Raw genomic sequence first — 19,994 nt, forward strand, 5'->3', positions numbered from 1 at the left:
GGTGACGTGGTGTAATGGCGCTTGAGGATCACACCTGTGTGATTCCGGTGCGGGAGCACGGATTCGCCAGCCAAGACGAGGCGAAGGAGCCAGATGAACGCCGCTGAGATGCCCAAGCTGCCCGACGCGCAGCCGACGCAACCGAAGCCCTCGGGCGGACTCAGTGAGCGGGATCACACGATGCTCGCCTTCGAGAAGCAGTGGTGGAAGGCGGCGGGCTCCAAGGAGCAGGCGATCCGCGAGATCTTCGACCTGTCGAGCACCCGGTACTACCAGATCCTCAACGAGCTGATCGAGAAGCCGGAAGCGCTGGCCGTGGAACCGATGCTGGTGAAGCGACTGCGCCGGATGCGGGGCACTCGGCTGAATGCCCGCTCCAGGAGCAGGTTGGGAATGGAACAGCGATGACCACAGATCCTTCCGCCGTCCGCCCAGGCAAGGTCGCGGGTCTCGCCCTGATCGGCGTGGCCGCGGTCGCGACGGTGATCGGCGTCATCACGCTGCTCGGCGGCAACGGCGACAGCGCGGCGAACCAGAACCCGTCGTCGGCCCCGCCGGTGACGACCACCGTCGCCCCGGCAACCGGGACCGCGGGGTCCTCGGAGACCTCGGCGCCCACGTCCGCCACGAGCGCCGCGCCGACGACGGCCACCACCACGACCACCGCGCCCGTCGCGACCACGGCGACGGCCGCGCCGCCCGAGACGCGTCCGTCCACTCGGGACCAGCCGGTGCGGGTCTACAACAACAGCCTCGAGACCGGGCTCGCGGCCAAGGCCGCCGAGGACTTGGCCGCGCACGGCTGGCAGGTCGCCGAGGCGTCGAACTATCCGCAGGGCAAGATCCCGACCACGACGGTCTACTACCGGCCCGGCACCGAAGAGGAAGCCGCGGCGAAGGAACTGGCCAAGGTGTTCGGAATCCGCGCCGAGGAGCGGTTTGAAGGGCTCAAGGACGCCAGTCCCGGGCTGATCCTCATCGTCACCAGGGACTACCGCTCGCCGTCGGTCGACAAATAGGTCAGCGGCTCGGCCAAGTCTGATTCTGATTCGTTATAAAGGCCGACGGGTCAGTTGGGCAAAGAACAGCACTTCCTTTCAGTGCTGTCGCGATACGCCTTGCCACGCCTAAAGGAAGCGCGGTCGATCAGCGGTCTTCGCAGTTCAGCGCCGTTCGCCCGCCGTTTCTACTGTTGATCCATTCGGCCCACGGCGACCCGACAATTGTTATGTGTTAAAAGAAGTGGTAAACCCGCGAATTCCCGCGCATGCGGCATGTTCTAGCCTTCGAAATATCGGCCGTCGATCACGGCCGAAAGGGCGAAGAAAGGCTTTACCATGTTGCGCAAGATTCTCGTTGGCGTGTTTGTCGCGGGTGCGGCAATGGCCGCGACGGCCCCCGCGGCGTCGGCGGCGACCACCGCTGACACCGCCTCGTTCCGGATGACCGTCCAGTACAACGGCCAGGCGACCGACTACGGCACCCTGAAGTGCAACCCCGCCACGGGTGACCACCGCAGCGCGGCCACCGCGTGCGGCCAGCTTTCGGCGGTCGGCGGCGACTTCGCCGCGCTCAACGTCAACCCCGACCGCATGTGCAGCATGCAGTACGACCCGGTGACGGTGACCGCGCGCGGCTACTGGAACGGTCGCTACAAGTCCTTCAGCCGGACCTACGGCAACCCGTGCGTGTTCGCCAACACGACTGGCTCGGTGTTCGCGATCTGAGCTAGTACCACGGCGGAGGGCCGGAGACCCCGGCCCTCCGCCCGGTTCAGGATCCTCGTGTCTCGGCGTAGGCCGCCAACGCGGCGACCTGCGCCGGGTCGAGTGAGGGACCGACCGCCGCCCGGGCCGCGGCCAGGTGCGCCGCGGTCACCTCGGCCGCGTCCATGCTCTCGCGCATGGCGGTGAGGGCCGCTTCGCGGATCAGGGCAGTGCAGTCGGCCGCGGAGTAGCCGTCGAGTTCCTTGGCGTACTCGTCCAGGTCCACGTCCGGGGCCAGCGGGGTGTTGCGGGCGGTGGCCTTGAGGATGGCGGCGCGGGCATCGGCGTCCGGTGGTGGGACGTAGATCAGCCGCTCCAGCCTGCCGGGGCGCAGCAGGGCCGGGTCGACCAGTTCCGGGCGGTTCGTCGCGCCGATCACCACCACGTCGCGCAGTGGTTCCACGCCGTCCAACTCGGTGAGCAGGGCGGCGACGACGCGGTCGGAGACGCCGGAGTCCGACGACTGGCCGCGGCGGGGTGCGAGCGCGTCGATCTCGTCGAGGAAGATCAAGGCGGGGGCTGCCTCGGCGGCGCGGCGGAACAGGTCGCGCACGGCGCGTTCGGACTCGCCGACCCACTTGTCCATCAGTTCGGCGCCCTTGACCGACAGCACGTTGAGCTGGCCGGTGCCCGCCATCGCGCGGACCAGGAACGTCTTGCCGCCGCCGGGCGGGCCGTACAGCAGCACGCCGCGCGGCGGGGCGACGCCGAGGCGGGCGAAGGAGTCCGGGTAGCGCAGCGGCCACAGGACCGCCTCGGTGAGCGCCTGCTTGGTCTCGGCCATGTCGCCGACATCATCGAGGCTGATGCCGCCGGTCCGCAGGGTGTCCGAAGTCGACATCGACGTCGGCCGCACCGTGTCCAAGGCGCCGAACAGGTCCTCGGACTCGATGCGCGGGTCGCCATCCTGGTGCCGCAGCGCCGCACGGATGGCCGACTCACGGCGCAGCGCGATGAGGTCGGCGGCGACGAAGCCGGGAGTGCGCTCCGCCACCGCACCGAAGTCCACATCGGACACCACGGGTACGTCGCGGAACAGCACCCGCAGCAACTCGGTGCGGGTCTTGCCGTCGGGCAGGGGCAGGCTGAGTTCCCGGTCGATCAACTCGACACCGCGCACCCGCGGGTCGACCGCCTCCGGGTGCGCGGTGGTCGCGACCAGGGCGACGCGGGGAATCTTGACCGCCGCACGCAGCGAGTCGAGCACCACGGTCGCCACCGGCGGCGGCGCGGTCGCGGGGAGCAGTGCGTCGAGGTCGGCGATCAGCAGGACCACCGGGGTCCCCGCGTCGGCATGCGCACGAACCGCCGCGATGGCCTCCTCGACCCTGGCCGCCGTCGTGTTGGCTTCCAGGACCGCGACCGTGGGGCCGACGAGTTCGACCACGGCGGCCTTCTGCGTGTGGGCCACCGCACGGACCAGCGTGGACTTGCCGACACCTTCCGGCCCGGTCACCAACACCCCGAGCCGGGGCGCGGCACCGAGCTTGGCCAGCAGCTCCGGCCGGGTGAACGCCAGCTCGAACCATTCGCCCAGCGTGCGCGCGACCTCACCAGCACCGACGAGATCCGCGATCGGAACCGGCGCCTGCTCGGGCTCCGCCACGCCCACCGACTCCACGCCCGCCCGCGTCGACTGGGCCGTGACCTGGACGCCCTGACCCGATGGGGCGGCCTGGGCGGCCTGCCCGGTCGCGCGGACGGGCCTATCACCAGTGCGCGGCCCGTCGCGCCAACCGACCACAGTGGACGGGTGGACGGTGGCCGCGCCTGCGGGATCGGTGGCGGTCACCGTGAGAAGTTCGTTGGTCCATGTCGTCCCGATCGCGCGAGACAACTTGCCGCGCACAGCCGAAACGTCGGATCCGGGCGGCGGGGAGAGATCCTGCGGCAACAGCGAGACCGCGTCGCCCACGGTCAGGACCTTGCCGACCAGGGCCAGCCGGACGGTCTCGGGGGTAAGGGAGGTGGTGGCCAGCCGGGACCCCGCGACGGTCACCGAGCGGGCGGGCGCGACCTCCACAGGGGACACCACAACCTCAGAGCCCTCGGTGACACCGATATTGGACATGGTGACGTCATCAAGAAGGATCACCCCGGTCGGCCCACCGGCCTCAGCCGCGAGCGCCGCACTGACCCGCGCCCCAGTGAGCTGGACAGCGTCCCACTGCCGCAGCCCAAGAGCATCGAGCACCTCCCGATGCAACCGAACAACCCCCCGACGAGTGTCCAGCGCGGAGGGCGTCAATCGGGCAGTCAACGTGATCTGTGATCCCACGCTGACACCTTATGGGCTAGTGGTGTGTCCATGAGCGTTGCCGGGCTCTCGACGGCCCAGCTTCCCGCTGGCCGCACCGCCGAAACGCCCAAGTACACCCAGTACGAGCGGCATTCCGGCGGCACGCCCACCGGAAACCTGGATCCGCCGATAGCCCGACAACGCTCATGGACACACCACTAGGGCCGGTTCTCGCGGCGAAGTCCGGTCCGGCGCCACGATCGTCGCCGGACGGGTCCGGCGACCCGCGGCTCAGGCGTCACCGGGTGGTCGCGGTCGCCGTTGCGGTTGGGGAGACGCACCGCGCGACGGGCCGCGCCCGCGACCTTGTAGAGCGGGACCGGACGCAGGCCGAGGCGACGGGACCCGTGTTCGCGCTTGATCGCCCGGCGTTCGCTCGGCGGGATGTCCCAGGCTTCCGGGTGGTTGGCCAGCCAGTGCTTGCGCCGCGCCGCATACGGGATGTGGAGCAGATAGATGACCAGCGCGGTCGCCAGAGCGATCATCGGATACGTGATCACCGCCGCGGCCAGCAGGCCGACGCCGACCAGCAGCGGGGCGATGGCGCGCGGGGGGACCCGGACCGACTTCACCGACAGTGTCGGGATCCGGCTGATCAGCAGCGCAGCGACGGCTACGGCCCAGATAGCGACAGCCCAACGGGACTGCCACCAAGCACCGTGGTCGCCGTACTCGATGGTGAGGATCAGCGGCAGCAGCGCGAGCAGGCCACCGGCGGGGGCGGGCACGCCGACGAAGAACTCCTTGGCGTACGGCGGCTGCTCGGTGTCGTCGAGCAGGGTGTTGAAGCGGGCCAGGCGCAGGATCATGCACACCGCGAAGATCAGCGCGATGATCCAGCCGAAGCGGTTGTTCGGGAACTTCCACACATAGAGGACCAGCGCGGGCGCCACGCCGAAGGAGATCGCGTCGGCCAGCGAGTCCAGCTCGGCGCCCATCTTGGAGGTGGCGTCGAGCAGGCGGGCGATGCGGCCGTCGAGGCTGTCGAGGATCGCCGCGACGCCGATGGCGGCGATGGTCGCCGCCAGTTGTCCGCGCAGCGCGAACTGGACCGCCGAGAGTCCGGCGCACATCGCCAGGACGGTCAGCGCGTTCGGGAGCAGGCGGACGCCGGGTGACGCGGGTGCCATCAGTTCTCCGAGGATGAGGCGAGCTCGGCCAGCACGGTCTCGCCGCCGATTGTGCGCTGACCGGCCTCGACCAGCACGCGGCTGCCCGCGGGCACGTACAGGTCGACCCGGGAGCCGAAGCGGATCAGGCCGTACGTCGCACCCGCGGTGACCTTGTCGCCGTCGGCGACCTGGCAGATGATCCGGCGCGCCACCAGGCCCGCGATCTGCACGACGGCGAGGTCGTGGCCGTCGGCGGTGCGCAGGTGCAGGCTGTTGCGCTCGTTGACCTCGCTGGCCTTGTCGAGGTCGGCGGAAAGGAACTCGCCTTCCTTGTGCAGGGCGCGCACGATCTGGCCGGTGGCGGGGGCGCGCTGGACGTGCACGTCGAAGACCGACAGGAACGTGCTGATCCGCAGCATCGGGGTGTCGCCAAGGCCCAGCTCGGCTGGCGGGACGGCCTCGATGACGTGCGACACCGTGCCGTCGGCCGGGGCCACGGCGATGCCGGGGCGCTGCGGGGTGACCCGCTTGGGCTCGCGGAAGAACCACGCCAGCCAGGCGGTGAACACCGCGACGAGCACGCCCGCGCGACGCGAGAGCAGGCGCACGACCAGCGTCGCGCCGACCGCGCCGAAGACGAACGGGCGGCCGCCGGGGTGGATCGGCGGGACGATGCTCTTCGTCAGCTCGATCGCGTGCTGCACGGGGGAAGAGGAAGGCTGCGACGGGTCGCTCATCAGGTGGCTGGTCCTCGCGAGTGGGCCGGATTTGCCCACACGCTACGCCAGTCGCGAACCGGCCTGACCATGAGCGTGAACACGGGGCATCCGACCAGTCTGTACGCCCCCCGACGGCGCACAGGCCGGTCGGATGCCCCGTTGTGGAGCACCTCGATACTACTCGCTCGCGTCCCATCCGATCAACGAGGTCGGTGAGTGGTCGGTTACCCACCGTTCTCGAATACAGCGGATGTCGATCGTAGGCTTGTAGAACTGTTCAACATTCCTACATTTCAACGATTTCAGTCGAGCAGGATCAGGTCGACCTCGGCGCCCAGGGCCACCTCGGCGACCCCGACCGGGATCTCGATCAGGCAGTTGGACGCGGCGAACGACGACAGCAGGTGCGACCCCGGCCCGCCGACCGGCACCACCTCGACCATCCCGTCGTCGTGGCGGCCCCGCCGGTACTGCGTGCGGCCCTCCGGCGAGGACATCGCCGCCGTGCTGCGCGCCTTGGCCCGCGGCCGGTCCACGACCCGGTGGCCGAGCGCGCCCAGCAGCGCGGGCCGGACGAACAGCTCGAACGACAGCGCCGCGCTCACCGGGTTGCCGGGCAGGGTGAGCACCGGCAGTCCGTCGACCACGCCGAAGCCCTGCGGCCCGCCCGGCTGGATCGCCACCCTGACGAACTCCACCCCATTCCCGCTCAGCGCGTCCTTGACCACCTCGTACGCCCCCGCGCTCACCCCGCCCGAGGTCACCAGCAGGTCCGCGCCCGCGGCGTGCTCGGCGATGACCGCCCGGAACTTCTCGACGTCGTCCGGCACGAACCGCAGCACCGTCGCCACGCCGCCGATCTCCCGGACGGCGGCGGCGATCAGCACGCTGTTGGACTCGTAGATGTGTCCCGGCGGCAGCGGCTCGCCCGCCGCGACCAGCTCCGAGCCGGTCGACAGCACCAGCACCCGCGGCGGCCTGCGCACCGGCAGCGTGCCCAGCCCGACCGCGGCGGCCAGCCCCAGCTGCGGCGGCCCGAGCACGGTCCCCGCGCGCAGCACGGTGTCGCCCGCGACCACGTCCTCACCCGCCCGCCGCACGTGCCTGCCCGCGGGCACGGCCGCGTTGACCAGCACGTTCTCGGTCCCGGCGTCGGTCAGCTCGACCTGGACGACCGCGTCGGCGCCCGGTGGCATCGGCGCCCCGGTCATGATCCGGTGCACGGTGCCCGCCGCCATCGGCCGCACGTCGACGCGGCCGGCCGGGATGTCGTCGGCCACCGGCAGCGTCACCGGCACGGCGGCCACGTCGGCGGCGCGCACGGCGTAGCCGTCCATCGCGGAGTTGTCGAACGGCGGCAGGGAGACCCCGGCGACCACGTCCTCGGCCAGCACGAGCCCGAGGCAGTCGGACAGCGGCAGCGCGGTCACGGGCAGCGGCGGCAGGAGCGCGGCGACCTCGGCGCGGTATTCCTCAGCGGTGTAAACGCGTTTGGGCACTAGGCCATCCTGCCGTGTCCGCCGCCCGCGCATGCCAGACTGCCGCTACCGGACGGCCGCGGCGGGGCGCGTCGTCTCGCGGGAGAGGGGGACCCTTGCAGGTCCGCACTCGGCACACGCCTGCGTTCGGCGTGGCGCGACTGCTGCTCGCGCCGGGCGAGGCCGTCCAAGCCGACTACACCGCGCTGCTGGCCACCAGCTACGGCGTGCACGTCGACCCGCGCGGCGGTGGCGGTCGGTCCAAGGTTCGGCCCACGGTGTTCACCGCTCCAGCCGAGGGCGGCTGGGTCGACGTCGCGCCCGGGCTCCCCGGCGAGGTCTACTCACTGGAGCTGGACGGCACGGCGGGCTGGTGCGTGGCCCGCGGCGGCTGTCTCGCGGTCACCAGCACCCTGCGCGTCGACCCGGGTTGGCCCGGCTTCCACGCGCTGTTCGGCGCCGAGCACGGATTCCTGGAGCACGTCAGCGGCGTCGGCACCGTGGTACTGGCCTGCTGTGGCGCGCTCGATGTGGTCGTGCTGGAGCCCGGCGAGGCGATCACCGTCGACCCGGCGAGCCTGCTCGCGTTCACCGACGGCACCCAGTGCAGGCTCCGCGCGGTGAGCCAGTCCGCGCCGCAGTCGGTGCGCACCGGGGAGGGTCTGATGCTCGATTTCGCCGGCCCCGGCCGCCTGCTCACCCAAACCCGCACCCCCCGAGCGATGGCCGCGTGGCTAGCCCGCTGAGTGATCTCGCGGAACCGAACGCGAGCGTCATATCCAGGGCGTTAGGCTCCAGGCGTGTCGGAGGACCTCACCGGGCGTCGCCTAGGGCATTACCGCATCGACGGAGTGCTCGGTAAGGGCGGAATGAGTGTGATGTACCGGGCGACCGACATCAGACTCGGCCGCAAGGTCGCGCTGAAGGTGATCGCCGAACACCTCACCGAGGACCCCGAGTTCCGCGAGCGCTTCGTCGACGAGGCCCGCAACACCTCCGCCATCGACCACGCCAACGTCGTGCCGCTCTACGACTTCGGCGAGGTCGACGGGCTGCTCTACATCGCCATGCGGCTGGTCGAGGGCTCTGACATGGCCTCGCTGATCAAGGGCGAGCCGCTGGCCCCGCAGCGGGCGATCAGCCTGCTCAGCCAGGTGGCCGAGGCGCTGGACAACTTGCACGAGCGCGGGCTGGTCCACCTCGACGTCAAGCCCGCCAACGTGCTGGTCACCTCGCGCGAGTCGGCCACCGAGCACATCTACGTCGCCGACTTCGGCCTGACCCGGCGCGGTGCCACCGGCCACCGCACCCGCGGCGGCGACTTCCTCGGCTCGCCCACCTACGCCGCCCCCGAGCACCTGCGCGGCGAGCCGGTCGACGGCCGCACCGACGCGTACTCGCTGGCCTGCGTGCTGTTCGCCTGCCTGTCCGGCCGCCCGCCGTTCCAGGGTCAGGTGCCCGAGGTCATCCAGGGCCACCTGAACCGGGAGCCACCCGCGCTGACCGAGTTCGTGTCCCTGCCGCCCGCCATCGACGACGTGATCCGGCGCGGCATGTCCAAGCAGCCCGGCCAGCGCTACGCCAGCTGCCGCGAGCTGATCGCCGCGGCCCGCCAGGCGCTGACCGCCCCGCCGCGGCCGGTCGCGCCGCCGCGGCCGCAGCAGACGTTCCAGCAGTTCCCGTCCCCCAGCAGCAGGCGCCGCCCGCCACCCGGGTCGCGCCCCGGCCGGTCCCGCAGCCCGCGCACGGCGACCCGGTCCGCCTGCGCCCACCGGTGCCCGCGGGCAGCACGGCGTTCGGCAAGGAGCGCGGCGGAAACCGCTGGCTGGCGCCCGTGCTGGTCGGTCTGGTGGCGGTCGGCCTGATCGTCGGGGCGATCTTCTTCCTGTCCGAGCCCGACGACGGCCAGACCCCGCAGAACCCGCAGACCACTGGGCCCTCGATCCCGGTCGGGCCGGGCACCGGCGGCGAGCCGTCGTCGGAGGGGAAGCCCAGCACCCGCAAGACGCTGCCGTCCATCTCGCTTGTGGCGCCGCCCTCCAACTAGGCGGCATTTCTTGCACTCGACGGCCCAGAGTGCTAAAACCGAGTTAGCACTCGGCCTCTCCGAGTGCCAAAGGTCGGGACGGTGAGGCCGGCGAATGAAGCCGGTCGTCCGTCGCGGGCACCGAGCCTGGCCAAGCTACGTGCTTCCACCAACGGAGGACCACACCGCAATGGCCAAGTTGATCGCGTTTGACGAGGACGCGCGCCGCGGCCTCGAGCGCGGCCTGAACATCCTCGCCGACACCGTCAAGGTGACGCTGGGCCCCAGGGGTCGCAACGTCGTGCTCGAGAAGAAGTGGGGCGCGCCCACCATCACCAACGATGGTGTGTCGATCGCCAAGGAGATCGAGCTCGAAGACCCGTGGGAGAAGATCGGGGCCGAGCTCGTCAAAGAGGTCGCCAAGAAGACCGACGACGTCGCGGGTGACGGCACCACGACCGCCACCGTGCTCGCCCAGGCGCTTGTGCGCGAGGGTCTGCGCAACGTCGCCGCAGGCGCTGACCCGCTGTCGCTGAAGCGTGGCATCGAGATCGCCGTCGAGGCGGTCATCGAGCAGCTGCACAAGAACGCCAAGGAGGTCGAGACCAAGGAGCAGATCGCCGCCACGGCGTCCATCTCCGCGGGCGACACCACCATCGGCGAGCTGATCGCCGAGGCGCTCGACAAGGTCGGCAAGGAAGGCGTCATCACCGTCGAGGAGAGCAACGCTCTCGGTATGGAGCTTGAGCTCACCGAGGGTATGCGCTTCGACAAGGGCTACATCTCCGGTTACTTCGTGACCGACCCCGAGCGTCAGGAAGCGGTCCTCGAGGACCCGTACATCCTGCTGTTCGGCTCCAAGATCTCCTCGGTCAAGGACCTGCTCCCGCTGCTGGAGAAGGTCATGCAGTCCGGCAAGCCGCTGCTGATCATCTCCGAGGACGTCGAGGGCGAGGCCCTTGCCACGCTGGTCGTCAACAAGATCCGCGGCACCTTCAAGTCCGTCGCCGTCAAGGCCCCGGGCTTCGGCGACCGCCGCAAGGCGATCCTGCAGGACATCGCGATCCTGACCGGTGGCCAGGTCATCTCCGAGGACGTGGGCCTCAAGCTGGAGAACGCCGACATCGCGCTGCTGGGCAAGGCCCGCAAGGTCGTCGTCACCAAGGACGAGACCACCGTCGTCGAGGGTGCGGGTGACGCCGAGCAGATCCAGGGCCGCGTCAACCAGATCCGCGCCGAGATCGAGAAGTCGGACTCGGACTACGACCGCGAGAAGCTCCAGGAGCGTCTGGCCAAGCTCGCGGGTGGTGTCGCGGTCATCAAGGCCGGTGCCGCCACCGAGGTCGAGCTCAAGGAGCGCAAGCACCGCATCGAGGACGCGGTCCGCAACGCCAAGGCCGCTGTCGAGGAGGGCATCGTCCCCGGTGGTGGCGTGGCTCTGCTGCAGGCCGCTGAGGCCGCGTTCGCCGGTCTGAAGCTTGAGGGCGACGAGGCCACTGGCGCCAACATCGTCCGCGTGGCCGTCGAGGCCCCGCTCAAGCAGATCGCGATCAACGCCGGTCTCGAGGGTGGCGTCGTCGTGGAGAAGGTCAAGGGCCTCCCGCAGGGCCACGGCCTCAACGCCGCGACCGGCGTCTACGAGGACCTGCTCGCCGCCGGCGTGCCGGACCCGACCAAGGTGACCCGCTCGGCACTGCAGAACGCCGCGTCGATCGCCGCGCTGTTCCTCACCACCGAGGCTGTCGTCGCCGACAAGCCGGAGAAGGCCGGATCCGCCCCCGCGGGCGACCCGACCGGTGGCATGGACTTCTAGTCCACGCCTGGTGTACTCGAAAGGCCCGGTTCCTCGGAACCGGGCCTTTCGGCTGTTCATAGCGTGATCGCGTGGGCGCGTGCGGTAATGGATAATGGGTTCGTGACATCTGCGGGCAAACACGCGACTATCGGTCCGCTCACCGTTGACGACTGGTTGGCGGCGGATCCGCCGATTGACGGGTCGCGTCTTGAGTTGATCGTGGGGCATCTGCATGTGACCCCGGCTCGGTCTGGCGAACATCAGACCGCCGCCTACAGGATCGCGCGCATGGTCGACGATGCGCTAGCTGCTCCTGGCAGGCATGGCCTGTGCGTGGTTCCGGCGGTCGCTGTGCGGATCTCTACCGCATGGCGAACCGCGTTGATTCCCGACGTGGTCGTGTTGACCAAGAAGCCGATCGGAGTCAGCTTCGGTGCTGACGAGGTGGCGCTCGTGGTCGAGATCTGGTCGCCCGCCAACCGGCGCGTGGAGCGCGAGACCAAGTTCGCCGCGTACGCGGCGGCCGAGGTGCCGTTCTTGTGGACGCTTGATCTGGGCGATGAGTTTCGTTGTCCGGTACTGACCGCATACCGGTGGGACAAGGGCCAGTACATCGAAGAGAACGTCGTCAAGCCGGTCGGGACGATCACGGCCGCGCCGGTCCCGGTCAAGCTGGACCTGGCCGACCTCTCCTGATTCCGGCCACGGCGTCCAAACGGGCGAGCCAGCGGGCGTTGGTCTCGGGATCGGCGGCGATGTGGGCGTTGGGTTCGGGCGCACTCGCAGGGACGGGGAGCCAGCCGTCCGTCGGGCGCAACGGTGCCGACGTCACGTCTCCGAGCAGCAACGACAGCGTGGCCAGGCCGCACGCGTGATTCAGTTCGGGCAGCGCGGCGGCCAGGGCTATTCCAGCGGCTAGGCCGACGCTGGTTTCCAAGGCCGATGAGACCACGATCGGCAGGCCGCACGCCTCCGCCACCGCCAACGCGCGGCGCACGCCGCCAAGTGGGGCGACCTTGAGTACCGCGATGTCCGCCGCTCCCGCCAGCGCCACCCGGAGCGGGTCCTCGGCGCGGCGGATGGACTCGTCGGCGGCGATGGGGACGTCGACCCGCTTTCGGACCGCGGCCAGTTCCTCGATCGTGCGGCAAGGCTGCTCGACGTACTCCAACCCGTCCGCCGCGCGGTCGAGTTCGCGGATCGAGGTGATGGCGGTGTCGATGTCCCAGGCGCCGTTCGCGTCGACGCGGATGGCGCCTTGGCCCAAGGCATCGCGGACGGCGGCGACCCGTTCGCAGTCCTCCGTCAAGGTCGACTCGGCCACCTTCACCTTCGCGGTGCCGCACCCCGACGCCTTGACGATCTCGAACGCGAGTTCCGGCGAGACCACCGGAACGGTGCAGTTCACCGGGATTCGATCGCGCACCGGCGAGGGCCAGCCCAGGTCGGCGGCCTCGCGCGCGCTGGCCAGCCAAGGGGCGGACTCGGCGTCGTCGTAGTCCCAGAACGGGCAGAACTCGCCCCAGCCTGCGTCGCCGCGCAGGAGGATGCCCTCGCGGACGGTGATGCCGCGGAAGCGGGTGCGCATCGGGATCGAGTACACGCGAACGTCAGCCACGGGCACTACCTTGGCAGACATGGCAGCCAAGCCGCCCGCGGTCGAGATCGACGTCGGCCACCGTACGGTCCGGATCAGCAACCCCGACCGGGTGTACTTCCCCGCGCGCGGGGAGACCAAGCTCGACCTGGCCAACTACTACCTGTCGGTCGGCGACGGCATCGTCCGCGCCCTGCGGGAGCGGCCCTGCATGCTGCACCGGTTCCCCGAGGGCGTGGCGGGGGAGAAGGTCCACCAGAAGCGCGTGCCGCATGGTGCGCCGCCGTGGCTGGAGACGGTCCGGGTCGACTTCCCGCGCTATGGCAGGCACGCCTACGAGCTGTGTGTCACCGAGTTGGCGAGTGTGATCTGGGCGGTGCAGATGTCGACCGTCGAGTTCCACCCGTGGAACTCCCGCCGCGCCGACACCGAGAAGCCCGACGAGTGGCGCATCGACCTCGACCCCGGCCCGGCCTGCGACTTCGCCACGGTCCAGCGGGTCGCCCATGTCGCCCACGAGGTCCTCGACGACCTCGGCGCGGTCGGCTGGCCGAAGACGTCGGGTGGCTCCGGCCTGCACATCTACGTCCGAATCGAACCCCGCTGGGGCTTCCAGGACGTCCGCCGCGCCGCCCTGGCCTTCGCCCGCGAGGTCGAGCGGCGCGCGCCGGACGACGTGACGACCACCTGGTGGCGCAAGGACCGTGACCCGGCCCAGCTGTTCGTGGACTACAACCAGAACGCCCGCGACCACACCATCGCCTCCGCGTATTCGGTGCGGGGCGTGCCCGAGGGGCGGGTGTCGGCGCCGCTGCGGTGGTCGGAGATCGACGACGCGCGGCCGGACGACTTCACCATCGCCACCATGCCCGCCCGCTTCGCCGAGCTGGGCGACCTGCACGAAGGCATCGATGCGGCGGTCTTCGAGATCGACCAGCTCATCGAGTGGGCCGACCGCGACGACCGCGACGGCGCCGCCGACCCCGGTGAACCGGATGCCTGAGTACTTGCTGTTCTGGGGCCATCGACCGCTCCCCGACGGCGAGATCGGCAAGCCGCCTGAGCCAGTGGTGGCCCGCGGAGTTCGTGGTGGACGGGATCCGCTACGCCACAGCCGAGCATTTCATGATGGCGGGCAAGGCCCGCCTGTTCGGCGACCACGCCACCGCCGAGCGGATCATCGGCGCCGAGAGCCCGCGCGCCGCCAAGGACCTGGGCCGCGAGGTGCGTGGCTCCGACGACGCCAAGCGGATCGCGCAGGGGTATCCACATCCCGGCAACCATCCACAGGCAGCGCCATTTCCTAAGCCCCAAACCCCACCACCGATAGACTGGACCAGGGGACGCCCCCCTGGGTTGGGTGGGGGCTGTGCGCTAGGGGTACGGCCAGCCGAAGCACCCGCGCGGTGGCCGGGGTTGAACCTGCTGGGGGAGGCCCTGATGGAGGTGCGCGCCCGGCTTCGGTAGGGAACCCTCGGCGGCATGCGAAAGATGGATCGAGACGAGTGGCTGGCCTTCGCGCTGGCGGGCACCCGCACCGGCAAGCTCGCCACCGTCCGCGCCGACGGCATGGCCCACGTCGCGCCGGTCTGGTTTCTGATCGATGAGCGCGACCGGATCGTGTTCAACACCGGCGCGAACACGGTAAAAGGCAAGGCGCTGCGCCGTGATCCCCGGTTCGCGCTGTGTGTCGACCTGGCCGAGCCGCCGTACTCGTATGTGCAGTTCCAGGCCGAGGCGGAGATCTCCGAGGACCTCGACCTGAGCCTGCACTGGGCCACCCGCCTCGGCGCGCGATACATGGGTGAGGACAAGGCGGAGGCGTTCGGCAGGCGCAACGCGGTGCCGGGGGAGCTGCTGGTCTTCGGCACGATCACCAAGGTCATCGCCCTCGCGGACATCGCCGACTGACGTCTTGGTCACACCCCGGAAGCCGTCCGGCGGCTGCGCTGTTGTGCTGAGTATGCGTATCGAGATCTGGTCCGACGTCGTCTGTCCCTGGTGCTATATCGGCAAGCGCAGGCTGGAGACCGCGTTGGCCGAGTTCCCGCACCGCGACCAGGTGGAGATCGTCTACCGGTCGTTCGAGCTCGACCCGTCGGCACCTCAGGTCGGCCACGAGTCGATCGCCGAGGCGTTGGGCCGCAAGTACGGCGGCGGGGCCGCCGCGGGCCGCCAGATGATGGCGCGGGTCGCCGAGGTCGCCACGGCCGACGGCCTGACATTCGCCTACGACGAGGCGACCCACACCAAGACGGTCGACGCGCACCGGCTGCTGCACCTGGCTCTGGAGGAGGGCAGGCAGCACGAGCTCAAGGAAGCCCTCCTAGCCGCGTACTTCACCCGCGGCGAGTCCATGGGCGACCACGACGTGCTGCGCAAGGCCGCGGTCTCGGCGGGACTCGACCAGGGCCGGGTCGACGAGGTCTTGGCGGGCGACGAGTACGCGGGCGCGGTTCGGGAGGACATCGACCAGGCGCGTGCGTTCGGGGCGACCGGGGTGCCGTTCTTCGTGGTGGACCGGAAGTTCGGGGTCTCGGGGGCTCAGCCCGCCGAGGTCTTCACGCAGCTGCTGGAGCGCGCGTGGTCGGAGTCGAATCCGATCTCGCTGCTGGCTCAGGGTGAGGCATGCGGTCCGGACGGGTGCGCGGTGCCGTCCTAGGGTTATGCGCATGGAGAGCGTGCGGTTGGTCGAGCGGTGGCCGGTGGACAACGTCGCGGTGGCGGTCGTCGCCGCCGATGGGCGGGTGCTGGCCACTCACGGCGACCAGGAGCGGGTGTTCCGGCTGGCGTCGGTGACCAAGCTGCTTTCGGCCTATGGCGTGCTTGTCGCGGTCGAGGAGGGGGCGATCGAGTGGGACCAGGCGGCTGGTCCCGCGACGGTTCGGCACCTGATCGCGCACACGTCGGGGCTCGCGTTCGATTCCGCTGTTGTGCAGGCTGAGCCTGGTGTGCGGCGGATCTATTCGAATGCCGGGTTCGAGGTGTTGGCGGAGTTTGTTCATACCGCCACCGGGATTCCGTTCGCTGATTACCTGGCGGAAGGTGTGTTCGCGCCGCTGGGTATGACTTCGACGAGGCTGGAGGGTTCGGCGGGGGCAGGCGCGGTGTCGTCGGCGGCCGACCTGGCCCGTTTCGCGGCCGAACTCCAGGCGCCCACTTTGGTGTCTTCGTTGGCGGAGGCGACTTCGGTGGCGTTTCCCGGGCTGAACGGGGTGCTGCCGGGGTATGGGATGCAGAAGCCGAACGACTGGGGTCTTGGGTTCGAGATTCGGGGCGGTAAGAGTCCACATTGGACTGGGTTGGGGAGTTCTGGTCGGACGTTTGGGCATTTTGGGCAGTCGGGGACGTTCTTGTGGGTCGATCCTGCCGTCGGGGTCGCGTGCGTCGTGTTGACGGATCGGGACTTTGGGCCGTGGGCGATTGACGCGTGGACGCCGTTTACGGATGCGGTGTTGGCCGAGTTGGGTTGATGGCGCCTGTTTGGGTGGTTCGCCTTGATTTGGGGACCCCTAGAAATGGGCCTGTGCGGGTCGAAAGGCGAGGTCAGAAGACTCACCCGCACCGCGAGTTTAGGCCCATTTCCCCCAAATCAAGGCGAACCACCCAAACAGGCGGTTGGGTTCTGCCAGTTGCGTGCCTGGGTGCCTGGTGCCTCGACGCCGCCGGGCTGCGGCGGTGATCGCCGAACCCGCGGGCCTGGACCTCGAACCTGGCCCGGTGCGGTTGGTCGAGTCCGAGCTCGCCCTGCGGGTCAGGGCGGCGCGCACGACGCGGGGCCATCGCCAAGTCCGCCGACGCCGTCTTCGACCGTCTCGACGATGACCAGAAGGTGCTGGCCCGGCGGCTGTTCCTGCGGCTGCGCCTGAGGTGCTGTGCGTGCGATCTGTCGGTGCGGCAGGGGTGGTGTCAGCCGATCTCTGGGATCGGGGGACCCAGTAGGTCGTCAGCGTCGCAGATTCGGTAGGCGTAGCCCTGTTCGGCGAGGAAGCGCTGGCGGTGGGCGGCGTAGTCGGTGTCGAGGGTGTCGCGGGCGACGACCGAGTAGAAGTGGGCTTGGCGGCCGTCGGCCTTGGGGCGCAGCAGTCTTCCGAGGCGTTGGGCTTCTTCCTGGCGGGAGCCGAAGGTGCCTGACACCTGCACCGCGACCGACGCCTCCGGGAGGTCGATGGAGAAGTTGGCGACCTTCGACACCACGAGTGTCGGCAGTTCACCGCGGCGGAAGGCGTCGAAGAGGACTTCGCGTTCCTTGTTCTTCGTGGAGCCTTGGATGATCGGGGCGTTCAGCGCCTCGCCCAGTTCTTCCAGCTGGTCGAGGTACGCGCCGATCACCAGGGCGGGTTCGTCGGGGTGACGCTCCAAAATGGACTTCACCACCGGCAGCTTCGTGCGAGCCGTCGAGCACAGCTTGTAGCGGGTGTCCGGTTCGGCGGTGGCGTACTCCAGCCGCTCGGTCTCCGTCAGGGTCACCCGGACCTCGGTGCACTCGGCGGGCGCGATCCAGCCCTGCTCCTCGATGTCCTTCCACGGCACGTCATAGCGCTTGGGGCCGATGAGGGAGAACACGTCGCCTTCCTGGCCGTCCTCGCGGACCAGGGTCGCGGTCAGGCCGAGCCTGCGCCGGGACTGCAGGTCGGCGGTCATCCGGAAGACCGGCGCGGGCAGCAGGTGCACCTCGTCGTAGACGACCAGGCCCCAGTCGCGGGAGTCGAAGAGTTCCAGGTGGCGGTACTCGCCCTTGGACTTGCGGGTGATGACCTGGTAGGTGGCGATGGTGACCGGGCGGATCTCCTTGCGTTCGCCGGAGTACTCGCCGATCTCCTCCTCGGTCAGCGTCGTGCGGGCGATCAGCTCACGCTTCCACTGCCGTCCGGCCACCGTGTTCGTCACCAGGATCAGGGTCGTGGCCTGCGCGTGGGCCATCGCGGCCGCGCCGACCAGGGTCTTGCCCGCGCCGCAGGGGAGCACGACCACGCCGGAGCCGCCCGCCCAGAACGCCTCGGCCGCCATCCGCTGGTAGTCGCGTAGGTGCCAGCCGTCCTCGACCAGGTCGATCGGGTGCGCCTCGCCGTCGACGTAGCCCGCTTCGTCCTCGGCGGGCCAGCCGACCTTGAGCAGCAGCTGCTTGAGCCTGCCGCGCTCGCTGGGGTGCACGACCACCGTGTCGGTGTCGATGCGCGCGCCGAGCATCGGGGCGATCTTCTTGTTGCGCAGCACCTCTTCGAGCACGGCGCGGTCGATGGAGGTCATCACCAGCCCGTGCACGGGGCTGTTCTGCAGCGTGAGCCTGCCGAACCGGCCCATGGTGTCGACGATGTCGATCAGCAGCGGCTGCGGCACGGGATAGCGCGAGTAGGTCGACAAGGCATCGACGACCTGCTCGGCGTCGTGGCCCGCCGCGCGGGCGTTCCACAGTGCCAGCGGGGTGACCCGGTAGGTGTGGATGTGTTCGGGCGCGCGCTCGAGTTCGGCGAACGGCGCGATGGCCATCCTGGCGGCCTGCGAGCTGGGGTGGTCGATCTCCAGGAGCAGGGTCTTGTCGGACTGCACGATCAGCGGGCCGTCGGTCACCAGACCAGTGTCGCAAACTCCGGCGGGCAGGCCACAGTTCGGTAACCGCGGTTGCCCTCGCCGGGGTCCCCACCACTACCGTCCACGCTGCCCCGCCCACCCCCAGTAACAGAGGCGATCATGAGCGAGTCCGTTGACCTGGAGCCGACCCCCGTGCCGACCGGGCGCAAGCGCCCGCCGATGTGGGTGATCGTCCTGGTCGTCGCCGTGGTCCTGGCGGGCGCGGGCTTCGGCGGCTACCAGCTGCTATTCGCCAAGGGCACCGCCGCGGCGGGCGAGTGCGCCGCCGTCGAGGGCGCCGACGACGCGTCCAAGCTCTCCGTGGTCGGCTGCGGCGGCGACACCGCCACCTTCAAGATCGCCTCCAAGAAGGAGCTCAGCGAGAGTGGCTGCCCCGACGGCGCCTACCGCGAGCTGCGCGACGCCAAGAACCTGCTGTGTCTGATGCCCAACTTCGTCGAGGGCAAGTGCTACGCCGCCGACGACAAGAACCAGGCGTTCCGAGTCGCGGCCTGCGATGACCCGGAGACGATCAAGATCGGCAAGGTCATCGAGGGCTCCGACGAGCCCGAGCAGTGCCCCGGCGGCAACGGCATCGGCTACCCGGAGCCGCCGATCGCCTTCTGTATCGACACCCCCGGCGCGTCCTGACTGTCGCGTCCGGACAGTCACGTTCCGTGAATTGTCGCGGCGTTTGTCTGGTTCCCGTAACGGGTGCCGCCGCTACGCGTTAGATTGGCGCGCCGCTGGGTCAAGCACTCGCGGTTTCGCAGACTCCGTTGTTGGAACTCCACGAGGTGCACGATGTCGAACCCGCAGCCACCCCACGGCGGCGACCCGCAGCAGCCCTTCAACCAGGGCCCTGGCACGCCGCCCGGGGGTCAGCAGCCGCCGCCGTTCGGCCAGCAGCCCCCGCAGGGCCAGCCGTTCGGCCAGCAGCCCCCGCCGGGCCAGCCGTACCCGGGCCAGCAGCCGCCGCAGGGTCAGCCGTTCCCGGGCCAGCAGCCGCCGCAGGGTCAGCCGTTCCCCGGCCAGCAGCCCCCGCCGTTCGGTCAGCAGCCGCAGCAGCCGGGCTTTCCCCCGGCGCCCGGCGCCCCGGTGCCGCCCAAGAGCGGCAAGGGCAAGCTGATCAAGATCATCGCGGGTATCGTCATCCTGCTGGTGATCGGTGGCGTCGCGTTCTACTTCTACAACACCTCGGCCGCCTCGGCGAACGTCGGTGACTGCATCAAGGTCAAGGACGACAGCGCGAAGAGCGCCGACGTCGAGAAGATCGACTGTGGCAAGCCGGAGGCCGTCTTCAAGGTCGCCAAGAAGCTCGACAGCAGCAGTGCCACCTGCCCGAGCGACAGCGACTACCTGGAGTACGAGCAGTCCTCCGGGCGCGGCTCGAAGTCCGGCTTCTCGCTGTGCCTGATGGTCAACGCCAAGAAGGGCGAGTGCTTCACCGACCTCAAGGACGCCGACAAGGCCAAGAAGGTCGCCTGCGGCGACGCGAGCGCCAAGTTCGAGGTGCTGGAGATCGTCGAGGGCAAGAGCGAGCCGGAGGCGTGCACCGCCGAGGGTGTCGACGACGGCTTCATCTACAACGAGCCCAAGATGGTGATCTGCGGGAAGACCAAGGGATAGCC

Annotated in this window: 19 protein-coding genes and 1 pseudogene; 14 read left to right on the forward strand and 6 right to left on the reverse strand. The window is 69.8% G+C overall.

Features of this window, described 5'->3' with window-relative positions:
• Nucleotides 1–93: 93 nt before the first annotated feature.
• The 3 genes from BN1701_RS29095 (at nucleotide 94) to BN1701_RS29105 (ending at nucleotide 1,727) form a co-directional block, all read left to right on the forward strand.
• Nucleotides 94–408, forward strand: coding sequence for a DUF3263 domain-containing protein (locus tag BN1701_RS29095; RefSeq protein ID WP_054054098.1), 315 nt, complete (start codon nucleotides 94–96; stop codon nucleotides 406–408).
• Nucleotides 405–1,019, forward strand: coding sequence for a LytR C-terminal domain-containing protein (locus tag BN1701_RS29100; protein WP_054054099.1), 615 nt, complete (start codon nucleotides 405–407; stop codon nucleotides 1,017–1,019). The genes BN1701_RS29095 and BN1701_RS29100 overlap by 4 nt, the downstream gene beginning before the upstream one ends.
• Before the next feature lie 318 nt (nucleotides 1,020–1,337).
• Nucleotides 1,338–1,727, forward strand: coding sequence for an SSI family serine proteinase inhibitor (locus BN1701_RS29105; RefSeq protein WP_067520926.1), 390 nt, complete (start codon nucleotides 1,338–1,340; stop codon nucleotides 1,725–1,727).
• Nucleotides 1,728–1,773: 46 nt separating this feature from the next.
• Here the strand turns inward: BN1701_RS29105 and BN1701_RS29110 are convergent, their stop codons facing one another.
• From BN1701_RS29110 to glp, 4 genes are all read right to left on the reverse strand, one after another.
• Nucleotides 1,774–4,044: an AAA family ATPase gene (locus tag BN1701_RS29110; protein WP_054054103.1), complete on the reverse strand. Its 2,271-nt coding sequence runs from the start codon at nucleotides 4,042–4,044 to the stop codon at nucleotides 1,774–1,776.
• 179 nt (nucleotides 4,045–4,223) lie between these two features.
• A complete protein-coding gene (gene pssA / locus BN1701_RS29115) occupies nucleotides 4,224–5,195 on the reverse strand; it encodes a CDP-diacylglycerol--serine O-phosphatidyltransferase (protein ID WP_054054104.1) in 972 nt (323 codons plus the stop codon).
• Nucleotides 5,195–5,914, reverse strand: coding sequence for a phosphatidylserine decarboxylase (locus tag BN1701_RS29120; protein ID WP_054054106.1), 720 nt, complete (start codon nucleotides 5,912–5,914; stop codon nucleotides 5,195–5,197). Before BN1701_RS29120 ends, pssA begins: the two co-directional genes overlap by 1 nt.
• Nucleotides 5,915–6,198: 284 nt before the next feature.
• Nucleotides 6,199–7,428 carry a gephyrin-like molybdotransferase Glp gene (gene glp / locus BN1701_RS29125; RefSeq protein WP_054054108.1) on the reverse strand — a complete coding sequence of 410 codons (1,230 nt, stop codon included), beginning with the start codon at nucleotides 7,426–7,428 and terminating at the stop codon, nucleotides 6,199–6,201.
• 62 nt (nucleotides 7,429–7,490) lie between these two features.
• On the opposite strand from glp, the gene BN1701_RS29130 reads away from it, so the two are divergent.
• From BN1701_RS29130 to BN1701_RS29145, 4 genes and pseudogenes are all read left to right on the forward strand, one after another.
• Nucleotides 7,491–8,120 (forward strand): AIM24 family protein, encoded by a 630-nt coding sequence (locus tag BN1701_RS29130; RefSeq protein WP_054054110.1) that lies wholly within the window; start codon nucleotides 7,491–7,493, stop codon nucleotides 8,118–8,120.
• 54 nt (nucleotides 8,121–8,174) lie between these two features.
• Nucleotides 8,175–9,421, forward strand: a pseudogene (locus tag BN1701_RS29135) (serine/threonine-protein kinase).
• Between the two features lie 169 nt (nucleotides 9,422–9,590).
• Nucleotides 9,591–11,213 carry a chaperonin GroEL gene (gene groL / locus BN1701_RS29140; RefSeq protein ID WP_054054112.1) on the forward strand — a complete coding sequence of 541 codons (1,623 nt, stop codon included), beginning with the start codon at nucleotides 9,591–9,593 and terminating at the stop codon, nucleotides 11,211–11,213.
• A 102-nt stretch (nucleotides 11,214–11,315) separates the two neighbouring features.
• On the forward strand, nucleotides 11,316–11,891 hold the full coding sequence (locus BN1701_RS29145) for a Uma2 family endonuclease (protein WP_172803339.1): 576 nt from the start codon (nucleotides 11,316–11,318) through the stop codon (nucleotides 11,889–11,891).
• Here BN1701_RS29145 and BN1701_RS29150 read toward each other — a convergent pair.
• The gene (locus BN1701_RS29150; RefSeq protein WP_054054116.1) at nucleotides 11,863–12,834 is read right to left on the reverse strand and encodes an o-succinylbenzoate synthase; all 972 of its coding nucleotides are present in this window, start codon (nucleotides 12,832–12,834) and stop codon (nucleotides 11,863–11,865) included. The genes BN1701_RS29145 and BN1701_RS29150 overlap by 29 nt on opposite strands.
• On the opposite strand from BN1701_RS29150, the gene ligD reads away from it, so the two are divergent.
• The 5 genes from ligD (at nucleotide 12,833) to BN1701_RS29170 (ending at nucleotide 16,265) form a co-directional block, all read left to right on the forward strand.
• Nucleotides 12,833–13,795: a non-homologous end-joining DNA ligase gene (gene ligD / locus BN1701_RS29155; RefSeq protein ID WP_054054118.1), complete on the forward strand. Its 963-nt coding sequence runs from the start codon at nucleotides 12,833–12,835 to the stop codon at nucleotides 13,793–13,795. The genes BN1701_RS29150 and ligD overlap by 2 nt on opposite strands.
• Before the next feature lie 86 nt (nucleotides 13,796–13,881).
• A complete protein-coding gene (locus tag BN1701_RS34825; protein WP_231949746.1) occupies nucleotides 13,882–14,259 on the forward strand; it encodes an NADAR domain-containing protein in 378 nt (125 codons plus the stop codon).
• A gap of 15 nt (nucleotides 14,260–14,274) precedes the next feature.
• Nucleotides 14,275–14,703 (forward strand): PPOX class F420-dependent oxidoreductase, encoded by a 429-nt coding sequence (locus tag BN1701_RS29160; RefSeq protein WP_054054120.1) that lies wholly within the window; start codon nucleotides 14,275–14,277, stop codon nucleotides 14,701–14,703.
• A gap of 52 nt (nucleotides 14,704–14,755) precedes the next feature.
• A complete protein-coding gene (locus BN1701_RS29165; protein WP_054056218.1) occupies nucleotides 14,756–15,454 on the forward strand; it encodes a DsbA family oxidoreductase in 699 nt (232 codons plus the stop codon).
• A 10-nt stretch (nucleotides 15,455–15,464) separates the two neighbouring features.
• Entirely contained in the window at nucleotides 15,465–16,265 is an 801-nt protein-coding gene (locus tag BN1701_RS29170; protein ID WP_054056219.1) for a serine hydrolase, read from the forward strand.
• Between the two features lie 436 nt (nucleotides 16,266–16,701).
• Here the strand turns inward: BN1701_RS29170 and BN1701_RS29175 are convergent, their stop codons facing one another.
• Nucleotides 16,702–18,363 carry a DNA repair helicase XPB gene (locus BN1701_RS29175; RefSeq protein ID WP_054054122.1) on the reverse strand — a complete coding sequence of 554 codons (1,662 nt, stop codon included), beginning with the start codon at nucleotides 18,361–18,363 and terminating at the stop codon, nucleotides 16,702–16,704.
• Nucleotides 18,364–18,483: 120 nt separating this feature from the next.
• On the opposite strand from BN1701_RS29175, the gene BN1701_RS29180 reads away from it, so the two are divergent.
• Together BN1701_RS29180 and BN1701_RS29185 are read left to right on the forward strand one after the other, a co-directional pair.
• On the forward strand, nucleotides 18,484–19,014 hold the full coding sequence (locus BN1701_RS29180) for a hypothetical protein (protein ID WP_054054124.1): 531 nt from the start codon (nucleotides 18,484–18,486) through the stop codon (nucleotides 19,012–19,014).
• 153 nt (nucleotides 19,015–19,167) lie between these two features.
• Nucleotides 19,168–19,992 (forward strand): hypothetical protein, encoded by an 825-nt coding sequence (locus BN1701_RS29185; protein WP_054054126.1) that lies wholly within the window; start codon nucleotides 19,168–19,170, stop codon nucleotides 19,990–19,992.
• Nucleotides 19,993–19,994: the final 2 nt, after the last annotated feature.

Source organism: Alloactinosynnema sp. L-07, from assembly GCF_900070365.1.
Classification (GTDB): domain Bacteria; phylum Actinomycetota; class Actinomycetes; order Mycobacteriales; family Pseudonocardiaceae; genus Actinokineospora.